At 51.1% G+C, this 10670-nt stretch carries 11 protein-coding genes and 1 tRNA gene; 1 reads left to right on the top strand and 11 read right to left on the bottom strand.

Going from position 1 to position 10670, the window contains the following annotated elements; all coding sequences use genetic code 11:
* Positions 1-248: 248 nt before the first annotated feature.
* The 10 genes from OCV63_RS12790 to OCV63_RS12745 form a co-directional block, all read right to left on the bottom strand.
* Positions 249-320 (bottom strand) — tRNA-Glu (locus OCV63_RS12790).
* A gap of 187 nt (positions 321-507) precedes the next feature.
* On the bottom strand, positions 508-687 hold the full coding sequence (gene rpmF / locus OCV63_RS12785; protein WP_158364437.1) for a 50S ribosomal protein L32: 180 nt from the start codon (positions 685-687) through the stop codon (positions 508-510).
* A 19-nt stretch (positions 688-706) separates the two neighbouring features.
* Positions 707-1228, bottom strand: coding sequence for a YceD family protein (locus OCV63_RS12780; RefSeq protein ID WP_158364435.1), 522 nt, complete (start codon positions 1226-1228; stop codon positions 707-709).
* Positions 1229-1320: 92 nt separating this feature from the next.
* Complete coding sequence (locus tag OCV63_RS12775) at positions 1321-2514, bottom strand: acetate/propionate family kinase (RefSeq protein ID WP_158364433.1); 1194 nt, start codon at positions 2512-2514, stop codon at positions 1321-1323.
* Between the two features lie 163 nt (positions 2515-2677).
* Entirely contained in the window at positions 2678-3244 is a 567-nt protein-coding gene (gene pduL, locus OCV63_RS12770; RefSeq protein WP_158364431.1) for a phosphate propanoyltransferase, read from the bottom strand.
* A gap of 326 nt (positions 3245-3570) precedes the next feature.
* Positions 3571-4626, bottom strand: a complete 1056-nt coding sequence (locus tag OCV63_RS12765; protein WP_158364429.1) for a lactonase family protein — start codon at positions 4624-4626, stop codon at positions 3571-3573.
* Positions 4627-4645: 19 nt separating this feature from the next.
* Positions 4646-5926 (bottom strand): glutamate-1-semialdehyde 2,1-aminomutase, encoded by a 1281-nt coding sequence (gene hemL, locus OCV63_RS12760; protein ID WP_158364427.1) that lies wholly within the window; start codon positions 5924-5926, stop codon positions 4646-4648.
* Positions 5926-6909: a porphobilinogen synthase gene (hemB, locus tag OCV63_RS12755; protein ID WP_262670860.1), complete on the bottom strand. Its 984-nt coding sequence runs from the start codon at positions 6907-6909 to the stop codon at positions 5926-5928. The genes hemL and hemB overlap by 1 nt, the downstream gene beginning before the upstream one ends.
* A gap of 80 nt (positions 6910-6989) precedes the next feature.
* Positions 6990-7454, bottom strand: coding sequence for a precorrin-2 dehydrogenase/sirohydrochlorin ferrochelatase family protein (locus OCV63_RS12750; protein WP_158364425.1), 465 nt, complete (start codon positions 7452-7454; stop codon positions 6990-6992).
* 118 nt (positions 7455-7572) lie between these two features.
* Positions 7573-8979, bottom strand: a complete 1407-nt coding sequence (locus OCV63_RS12745) for a spore germination protein (RefSeq protein ID WP_158364423.1) — start codon at positions 8977-8979, stop codon at positions 7573-7575.
* A 123-nt stretch (positions 8980-9102) separates the two neighbouring features.
* Between OCV63_RS12745 and OCV63_RS12740 the strand changes: the two genes are divergently transcribed.
* The gene (locus tag OCV63_RS12740; protein WP_158364421.1) at positions 9103-9921 is read left to right on the top strand and encodes a Cof-type HAD-IIB family hydrolase; all 819 of its coding nucleotides are present in this window, start codon (positions 9103-9105) and stop codon (positions 9919-9921) included.
* 124 nt (positions 9922-10045) lie between these two features.
* Here the strand turns inward: OCV63_RS12740 and OCV63_RS12735 are convergent, their stop codons facing one another.
* Positions 10046-10504 (bottom strand): DUF1307 domain-containing protein, encoded by a 459-nt coding sequence (locus OCV63_RS12735; RefSeq protein ID WP_158364419.1) that lies wholly within the window; start codon positions 10502-10504, stop codon positions 10046-10048.
* Between the last annotated feature and the right edge of the window lie 166 nt (positions 10505-10670).

Here is a 10670-nt window from a genome sequence, read left to right as displayed (position 1 = left end):
CCGTCCCGTTTTCATGCCCGCCTCCGCGCGGGCCTTTTTCGTTCAAGAGAGCGCCGGAGGCGGTCTTTCCTATAAAGTAAAAAAAAGAATGTGCCATTGGCACATTCTCGCGCCGAGGCACGGTTGCTTCAGCAACCATCTACCACTGTGCCGAGTGCGCATCCCCCGGAGGTTTTTTATGTAACAGGGAATTCCATAGGAATTTCCTGTTACATAAAAAAGCTTCTGGATTTCCAGAAGCTTTCCAGCAGTCGATAGGGGAATCGAACCCCTGTTTTCGCCGTGAGAGGGCGACGTCTTAACCGCTTGACCAATCGACCATGTTTCTTTCGCGCTTGCGACTTGTTTAGTATATAATAGTTTCAGGAGAAATGCAAGCACTATTTTCGCTTTTTCTTGTACTTTTATAGGTACAATTTTAGGATCCATTGTGCTATTTTCTGTCTTGTAGAAAAAACAGAGCAGCAAAGTCTTACGACTCTACTGCTCCATCTCATTTCGTCAGAATTAATCCTGAGCGATGATCTCTTTTTTATTGTAAGATCCGCAGGACTTGCAAACACGATGAGGCATCATCAGGGCGCCGCATTTGCTGCACTTTACAAGATTCATTGCACTCATTTTCCAGTTTGCTCTTCTCTTATCTCTTCTACCTTTGGAAGATTTATTCTTAGGACAAATAGACATAGGTTACACCTCCTCTGATTTACTTGCTGTTTTTAAAAATTTCGGCTATAACCGCCATTCTCGGATCCAACTCCACCGTATCACAGCCGCAGGGTCCGTCGTTGAGATTTTTCCCGCATTTTCTGCAAATGCCTTTGCAGTCCGGCTTGCACAGGGTCTTCATGGGCCAGTTGACCAGAAGCTCTCCGTACACCAGCTTTGCTGTGTCCAGGTTGTATCCATTGATAAAATCGGTTTCGTCCAGATCGTCGATTCTTCCTTCCGCAGAAAGCTTCATATCCACTTCCTTTTCAAAGGAAACGTCTATGGGCACCTCTACTTCCGTCAGACAGCGGTCACAGGGAATCTGCGCCTTCACGGAAAACTCACCCTCTATCAGCAGCTTATCGTCGCCCAGATTCGTGAGTATCAATGCAAGCGGTTTTTCCTCCGTCAGGGGAAAGCTTCCCAGGCTTATGTCAAAAGACTGTAGCTCCGTCTCCACTGTCCTCTTAACCACTTTTTCTTCACAGGACAAAACATCTGTCAAATTGATCAGCATAGTTCTCTCCTAATGCACACTAGGCTATTATAACCACCCAGCAGTGGTTTGTCAAGTAATTTTCACTTACAACAGAAAATTATTTATGGCAATTATTTGGTCAGACGCTGTGTCTCACGCGCGATAGCCAGCTCCTCGTTGGTCGGGTAAATCATTACCTTAACCTTGGAGTTCGGAGTGGAGATCATCTGTACCTTACCGCGGCAGTTATTTGCCTCGTCGTCGATCTCTACGCCCAGGTATCCCAGGTACTCACAGATCTTCTTACGGCTCTCGATATCGTTCTCGCCTACGCCTGCGGTGAACGCGATAGCGTCTACACCGTTCATGGCTGCTGTGTACGCGCCGATGTATTTTGCTACACGGTAGATGAATGCATCCAGAGCTACCTGTGCATGATGGTTGCCTTCCTCTGCTGCCTTTCCTACATCACGGAAATCGCTGGAGATGCCGTCGCTCATGCCAAGGATACCGGACTTCTTGTTCAGGATATTCAGAACCTCGTTGACGTCCTTGCCCTCTTTGTTGCAGATGAACTGGATAACAGCCGGATCCACATCGCCGCTTCTGGTACCCATGATCAGACCCTCAAGTGGGGTAAGACCCATGGAGGTATCTACGCACTTGCCGCCGATGGATGCAGAGATACTTGCTCCGTTGCCCAAGTGACATACGATAACCTTGCCCTTCTCCGGGTCAAGCTCAGCAAACTTCAGAACCTCGCCGGATACGAACAGATGGCTGGTGCCATGGAAGCCGTAACGACGGATGCTGTATTTATCATAGTACTCATAGGGGATTGCATAGAGGTATGCCTTCTCCGGCATCTTCATACCGAATCCGGTATCCCATACTGCTACGTTCGGGGTTCCGGGCATAGCTGCCTCGCATGCTTCGATACCCATCAGGTTTGCCGGGTTGTGCAGCGGTCCAAGGTCGAAGCACTCGCGGATTACGCGCTTTACGTCCTCGTCAACTACGATAGAATCGCTGTAAACCTTTCCGCCGTGCAGAACGCGGTGTCCGACTGCAGAAATCTCCTTGGTATCCTTGATTACACCGTACTCCGGATCTACCAGCGCCTGCATTACCAGCTTGATTGCATCGGTATGTGCCGGCATAGCCTGCTCGATTACCATTTCCTTGCCGTTTGCCTTATGTGTCAGCTTGGAACCTTCGATTCCGATTCTCTCGCAGAGACCCTTTGCCATTACGGACTCATTCTCCATATCGATCAGCTGATATTTCAGCGAGGAGCTTCCGCAGTTGATTACTAAGATTTTCATAGCTATGTATTCTCCTTAATTCTTATTTACCTTCAGTAGCACTCGTGAGCAAGCTCACTCATGCGTGGGCTTCGCCCTATGTCATCTGTCAAAAACTCATCTGCTCATGCAGGCATGACATCTGAGTTTCCTCCATCTGACGCACTGCTCATTGCCTTCGCGATTATTTTACGATCTCACCAAATACCTCGCGTCCGCAAGCTGCTGCGTTGGACTCGTCGGTATCGATGTGCATAGCCAGAGCGTACTTCGGGCTTACACGAACAACTACATCGCCGAATACCAGGCTTCTGCCCTCGGTATCAATCTTTACAGATACAACATCCTTATCCTTTACGCCGAGCTTCTCAGCATCTTCCGGAGTTGCATGGATATGACGCTTTGCTGCGATTACACCTTCCTTCAGCTCAACCTCGCCTGCCGGTCCTACCAGCTTACATGCGCCGCTGCCTGCGATGTCGCCGGACTCACGGATCGGAGCGTCTACGCCGATGGAACGCGCGTCTGTCAGGGACAGCTCTACCTGTGTCTCCGGACGAACCGGTCCCAGGATGGAAGCCTTCATCTCTTTCTTGCTTCCTACGATGGTTACCTTCTCTTCGCAGGCAAACTGACCCGGCTGGGACAGATCCTTCTTCTTGGTCAGCTCATGACCCTTACCGAACAGGGTCTCCAGATCCTCCTGTGTTACATGTACGTGGCGTGCTGAGGTTTCAACAACAAATTTCATGATACATTCTCCTTTTCTTATAAATAATTTATTACAGTTCTATGAGCCGACAAAAGTTGCCCTTCGCCGGCTCACAGTACATTTCACAATGTACACCATAATTCTATCTCCATTTTAGGTGCTTTCGCCATATTTTGCAAGCCCTGACAGGAAATAATTTGTACTTTTAAGGGTACAAGGCTATGATTTGCAGACGATACAGGAGAAAAACTTCTGCACGTCATGCTCGCATGTAAGGGCAGAAATTTTTCTCCTGTATCGTCCTGCAAAGCAGTACCCCACGCGTATACGCGTGGGGTCTGCAAATCGTAGCCTGTCTGTCCACACTACTCTTTAATTTCTGCCACCAGAACACAGTTGGGCGTCTCAATGGAGATCGGTTTTCCCTTGGCTGTAAAATAGTTTTTGTCATAATGCACCTCAAAGGTGGTGATGGTATTGCTCTCATGGTTCAATGACATGATGTGCTTATTATCCGGGAAGAAATCAATAGCCTTCGGGTAGTCCCCGCTAATTGGCAGAATACAGATTTTCTCCAGCAGTCCGGTCTCTGTATCCACATGGAAAAGACCTGCCGTATTGTCCCCGGCATTGGTGCACAGAAGCTTCGTGTCATCTCTGGAGAACCGCAGGGCGCAGGCCGCGCTGGTGGCGGAATGATAATCGTTCAGTGTGGAAACCTTCTGAATCTCCTCAAATACCGGGTTCTTTCCGCTTCCGTCATACCTGTAGACCGTAATATAATTCTTCAGTTCACTGATCACATAGGCAAATTTTCCGCTTCTGCTGAATTTGAGAATCCGGGGCGCAGACTCCAGCTCACAGAACAGCAGATCCAGAAGCTCGATTTTACCGGTCCTGTGATCAAATTTATAAATCTTAATCTGATCCGTACCCAGATCCACCGCACAGAGATACTTTCCGTCCGGCGTCAGATTCACGCAGTTTACATGGGGGCGGAAATTTCGCTCTGCCACGCTGCCCAGGCCCTTGTGGAAAACCTCGTCTGTCATCGCTCCCACCGTACCGTCCTCATTCAGGCGCATAACCGTTACCTTTCCGTCGTGCCAGCCTGCCACAAAGAGATATTTATCATCCTTATCGGTAGACAGATAACAGCCGCGCATGCCTTCGATGCTGGCGCAGTTTAACGGAACCAGATCTCCGTCCGGCTGTACCGTAAAGGATCTCACGCCCTCATCGGCGATGGAATACAGGAATTTTCCGTTGTGGGACATTTTGATATAAGAAGGGTTGTTAATCGGGATAACCTTGCGCTCCTTCATGGTGCCATTTTCCACATCCAGATCAAAAAGATGAATTCCCACACTGTTGCCATGGGTATAAGTTCCTACATAAGCTACGTATTTTTTCTTGTCCATGGTATTCTCCTCCTTACGCTTAGCACTGCTTCAGATATCCCTTAAAAATCTCCAGCGTGTTCGCAAGCTCCTCTTCTGTCATGGCCGCCGACAGGAACATGGCCTCAAACTGGGACGGCGCCAGATAGATGCCGTTTTTTATCATATAAGAGAAATATTCTCCGAATTTTTTCGTATCTGAGGTCTTTGCCTCCGCATAATTGGTGACCGGCCGGTCGGTGAAAAAGATGCAGCCCAGAGAACCGATGTGGTTGATCTGCCAGGGCTTTCCTGCCGCCTTTACTGCCTCCTGCATATTCTCAAAGAATCCATCCGCCTTATGATTCAGCTTCTCGTAAAAATCCGGCGTCTCCCGAAGAAGCTTCAGCTGTCTTAAGCCTGCCGCCATGGCAACCGGATTGCCGCTCAGGGTTCCCGCCTGGTAAACCGGGCCGCTGGGAGCAATCAGCTTCATTACGTCCTTCCGTCCGCCGTAAGCGCCCACCGGCATACCGCCGCCAATAATCTTGCCAAAGGTGGTCAGATCCGGCTCAATGCCAAAATATCCCTGCGCGCCGGACAGGCTTAAGCGAAAGCCTGTGATAACCTCGTCAAAAATCAGAAGGCTGCCCTGCTCGGTACAGATTCTGCGCAGTCCCTCCAGGAAACCTTCTTTGGGAAGCACCACGCCCATATTGGCAGCCACCGGCTCCACGATCACCGCCGCTATCTCGCCCCGAAACTGGTCGAAGATAGCCTCCACACTATCCAGATCGTTGTATACAGCCGTCAGGGTATCCTGGGTACAGCCCGCCGGAACACCGGCGCTGTCCGGAATGCCTGCCGTCATCACGCCGGATCCTGCCTTCACCAGCATGGCGTCGCTGTGTCCGTGATAGCAGCCTGCAAATTTGATAATCTTATTCCGTCCGGTAAAGCCTCTGGCCGCCCGGATAGCGCTCATTACGGCTTCCGTACCGGAATTGACCATACGGACCATCTCGATGGAGGGAACGATGCTGCAGATCAGATCTGCCATCTCCACCTCCCTCTCTGTGGCTGCGCCAAAGCTTAAGCCCTCCCGGCAGGCCTCCAGGACGTCCGCAAGCACTTCCGGATGATTATGTCCCAGAATCATCGGTCCCCAGGATCCTACAAAATCCAGATAGGTCTGGCCGTCCGCGTCTGTCATGTACGCGCCCTTTGCCGACGCGATAAACCGGGGTGTTTCACCGACGGAGCCAAAGGCCCGCACCGGGGAATTTACTCCTCCTGGGATATGTTCCATTGCTTCTGCAAAAAGTGCTTCTGATCTGCCCATTAACCAATTCTCCCTTCATCCATAAAGCCTGCAATCTCTTTTGCGAAATAGGTCAGGTACAGATCTACACCTGCCCGGTAAGCGCTTGCCGCTGTCTCACAGATAATGGACGCCTCGTCAATGTAGCCCAGGGACGCGCCTGCCTTAATCATGGCGTATTCGCCGCTGACACTGTAGGCTGCCACCGGAAGCACGATACTTTCCTTTACCTCCGCAATCACATCCAGATAGCTCATGGCAGGCTTTACCATGATGATATCCGCGCCTTCCTCCACATCCAGCAGAGCTTCCTTCACGCCCTCCCGGCGGTTGTGGTAATCCATCTGATAAGACTTCCGGTCGCCGAAGGCCGGAGCACTGCCTGCCGCGTCGCGGAAGGGACCGTAAAAGGCGGAAGCGTATTTTACCGCATAGGACATAATCGGAGTTTCCACATAGCCATTGTCGTCCAGGATAGAACGGATAGCCGCCACACGCCCGTCCATCATATCGGAGGGCGCTACCATATCCGCGCCTGCCTGCACCTGGGACAGGGCAATTTTCGCCAGATACTCCAGGGTTTTATCATTGTCCACGTATTCTCCGTGGAGAATGCCGCAGTGACCATGGGAGGTGTACTCGCACATACATACGTCGCCGATACAGTACAGATCCGGAAACTGTTTCTTAGCCTCCCGGAACGCCTTCTGTACAATTCCGTCCTCTGCGTAAGCGCCGCTGCCGCATGCGTCCTTATGATCGGGAATTCCGAAAAACATGACGCTTCCCACGCCGGCCTTCGCAAGCTCTTCCAGCGCATAGGGAAGCTGATCGATACTGTACCGATACTGTCCCGGCATGGTCGGAATCTCTTCCCGGATTCCCGTTCCTTCTTTTACAAACATCGGGTAAATCAGGGAACTCTTATCCATTCTGGTCTCCCGTACCATTTTCCGTAACTGGACGCCATTGCGAAGGCGTCTCGGTCTGATGTTCATATCCATTACTTTTCGTCTCCTCTTTTGTTTCTATCTTTTTCTCTGTTAGCAGTATAACATATCTATCTCGAAACGGATCATCTTTTTCACATTTTGATCAGAAGCTCCCGGACTTTTTCGGTCGCTTCCCGGGCAAGCCGGTGATTCGTTCCTCCGGCCGTGATACCGGCCGTCACGCCGCCGCCCTCCGCGATTCCCGGAAAATAAAAATCACAGCGGGTGCGATCATCCGCGCAGTTCACCGGAATGTTTCGTTTTCTGCAGGCGGAACATACCGCCTCATTGACTGCACTGTCATCCGCAGCCGACAGTACGAACAGGCTTCCCTCCAGAAATTTTTCTGCTTCCTGGCTCCAGCAAGCCTGCTGCCAGTGAAGTACTCCCTCTTCAGCCCATGTTTTTATGGCTTCCGTAGCCTCCGGCGCAAGAACCGTAATCCGCGCGTCAAAGGACAGCAACGTCCGAATCCGCCGCTCCGCGATGCGGCCCGCGCCTACCACCACGATTTTTTCCTGTTCCAGATCCACAAACAGTGGAAAATAGCGACTCATAATGTATCCTCCCCGGGTATTCTGCCAGTATCATAACACAACCTTTCTTTTTTGTGAACCTTGTAAAAGAATCCTGCTTTGCTTTTTACCAAAGCCGTGTTTTCTTTTAACATTCTCCTTATTCTTTCAAACGCATCCGCAGAAACCGTCTTTTCAACTGCGTCAGGTTCAGCGGGAACAGCGGATAAATGTAGCTCTTCCCGGCCACCGTTTTATTACCAATGATGGCGGTCATAGTCAGGATTATCCCTGCGATATACCCCCAGAGATTGAACGCTGCGGTCAGCACCAGCAAGATCAACCGCATGAATTTCAGGGCGTAGCCCAGCTCATAGCTGGACTGGGTGTAGTTGGCGATGGCCACAAAGGCCATGTACATCATGATTTCTGCGTTAAACCAGCCGGAATCCACAGTGAACTGCCCCAGGACGATACCGGCCACCACGCTTAAGGGCGTACTCAGCATACTGGGGGTATTGATAGCCGCCAGGCGCAGACCGTCGATGGCCAGCTCCAGCATCAGAAACTGCCAGACCACCGGGATGTTCACCGTGTCCTTGATGACGATAAAGGCCAGCCATTTCGGAATCCAGTCCGGATTCTGATACAACAGCAGGAACGTCGGCGTCAGAAGTAACGTAATAATCGCAATGATAAACCGGGACAGCCGAAGGTAAGAACCGGTCACCGGGGGAAAGTAGTAGTCGTCCGCTTCCTCAATGATGTCGAAAATGGATGTAGGCACAATCATGGCCTGGGGCGAATTGTCCACCAGAATCACGATGTTGCCTTCCAGGATAGCCGCCGAGGCCGTATCCGGCCGCTCGGTGAATTTGAATTTCGGGAAAGGATTGAACCATTTCCGCTCATAGATGCACTCAGCCAGGCTCTCCTGGTTCATGGTCAGGGAATCCACCTGAATGGCGCTGATGCGGCCTTTCAGCTCCCGCAGGAGCTTTCGGTCCACCCGCTCGTTCATGTAACAGAGGACGATGTCCGTCCGGGAAGTCCGGCCTGCCGTCATTATTTCCATGGAAAGGTGAGTGCTTCGGATACGTCTTCGAATCAGGGCCGTGTTGAATACCAGGGTCTCCACAAAGCCGTCCTTGGAGCCCCGGAGGGCCTTGTCCTTGGAGGGCTCATCCACACTCCGCATGGGATAGGAACGGCAGTCCAGGCCAATGCAGGCGTCGTAGCCGTCGATGAACAGGCAGGTAACGCCGGACAGGAGGCTCTTCAGGATCTCGTCCAAGTTTTCCATGGCTGAGACCTCCACGTAAGGAACCACATGGGCGGCCATCTGCTGTGCGGTCATGGGAAGCTCCTCTGGTTTCAACTTGTAAAAAAATTCCAACAGTTTTTCCATGACGGATTCCTCCAGAAATCCATCAATAAAATAGATACATGCGTCCCGGCCGCCGGTCTGGACGCCCTTTCTTATGATATCGAAATTCGTATCGAGATTCAGGATTTCGTCCAGGCGGGATGTATTTTCTTTTAATCGGGCAGACAGTTTTTCACTCATACAGGTACCTCCGTATTTTTCTACGCCTAGTATTCCTCTATTTTCCAAAACTATGCTTTTATACCGGGACTTTTCGTGCTATAATCAACTCATATTACAGATTTTTATGAGGAGTTTTTAGAAATGGAAAAGAAAATTTTATTTGTGGATCTGGACGGAACTCTGCTGGACGACAATAAGGATATCACGCCCGGGAACCTGGAAGCTATTCAGAAGGCTGCGGATCAGGGACATGCCGTGGTCATCACCACCGGCCGCCCCTTATACAGCACCATTTTTCAGCTGGAGAAGCTTCACATGGACAAGCCCGGCTGCTATGCCATCACCTCCAACGGCGCGCTGATCTACGACGCGTACACCAGGGAGACCATCTTCCAGACCGGCGTGGACCGAAGCTACATCCGGGAGGCCTTCGACGAGGCTTACAAGTTCGGCCTGCATCCCCAGACCTACTCCGACCACGGCGTACTCTGCGAGCGGGAGGATCCGGAGATTCAGTATTATGCCAAGTCCACCCTGGTGACCTACGAAGTGCTGGAGGACGTCACCAAGGCCATCACCTGGGATCCCATCAAGCTACTGTTCATCGACCTGCACGACCGGGAGAAACTGGAGAAATTCCGAGAACACATGGTTCCCTGGAGCAAGGCCCACCACATCGATATGTTCTTCTCCTGCGATCAGTATCTGGAGTTTCTTCCGGAGGGCATCAATAAGGGAAGCGGCATCCGCTGGCTCTGCAATTATCTGAACGTGCCCATCGAAAATACGCTGGCCGCAGGCGACGCAGAGAACGATATTGCTATGCTGCAGGCTGTCAAGACCCCCTGCGTCATGAAGAATGCCCGCCCGGAGATGTACCCCTACGGCGTCTATATCACTGAGAATGACAACAACCATTCCGGAATTGCGGAAATTATTCAGAAATTCATGCTGGATTAAATTTTTCTGATCCGTCGCAGTGCGATAATATTTTTTTACGTAATAGAGGATTCCATAAAAAAGCTCCGACGATGCGGTGCCTTCCCGCCTCTGTCGGAGCTTTTCTCTGTTCTCTTATGTTCGCTTATTCTGTTTTGGTATAACCGCCTGCTTCCAGTGACTGACCGGTCTTCTCCAGAGAGATTCCGTCCGTACTACCCTCCACCTGAAGCAGTCCCTGCTCAGCCAACTTCGCCACCGTGTCCCCGGAGGTATCAATGGCGATCTGGATGGTATATACACTGTCCGTCGTGGTTCCGGTACACTCCACGCCGTCCACAGCCTGGTAGGATTCCACCAGGGAATCATAGGCCTCCACCATTAGCTTCTGAGTGTCCTCGTCAAAGGCCGCCATATCCATGCTGATGGTTTCTTCCATCTTCTCCACACTGTCGCCCCGGGCCTCCAGCTTCATGGTATCGGTCATCTTCAGGCCATCATTCTCCTGTTCCAGCGTATATACAACACTCTGCTTTTTCCCTCCACAGGCTCCCAGCGTCAGGGCTGCAGCCAGCAGCACAATCAGACAACGTCCTCTTTTCATGTGATCTTCCTCCCGTCTTTTCCTTTTGCAAGCTGGGATGATTATACCACGAACCGCCGGAAATTGCCATGGATAACTTTTCCTTTTTTACTTTCTCCTATTCTCCTGTGGAGGCCTCGAAGGTCACGTCTTCGAACACCGGCAGATAGGGCGTCAGATCCTGACC

Origin of the sequence: Laedolimicola ammoniilytica, from assembly GCF_025567165.1 — a bacterium.
GTDB lineage: Bacteria > Bacillota > Clostridia > Lachnospirales > Lachnospiraceae > Laedolimicola > Laedolimicola ammoniilytica.
Note: the sequence above shows the minus strand (reverse complement) of the source record. Positions and strands in the feature narration are given on the sequence as shown.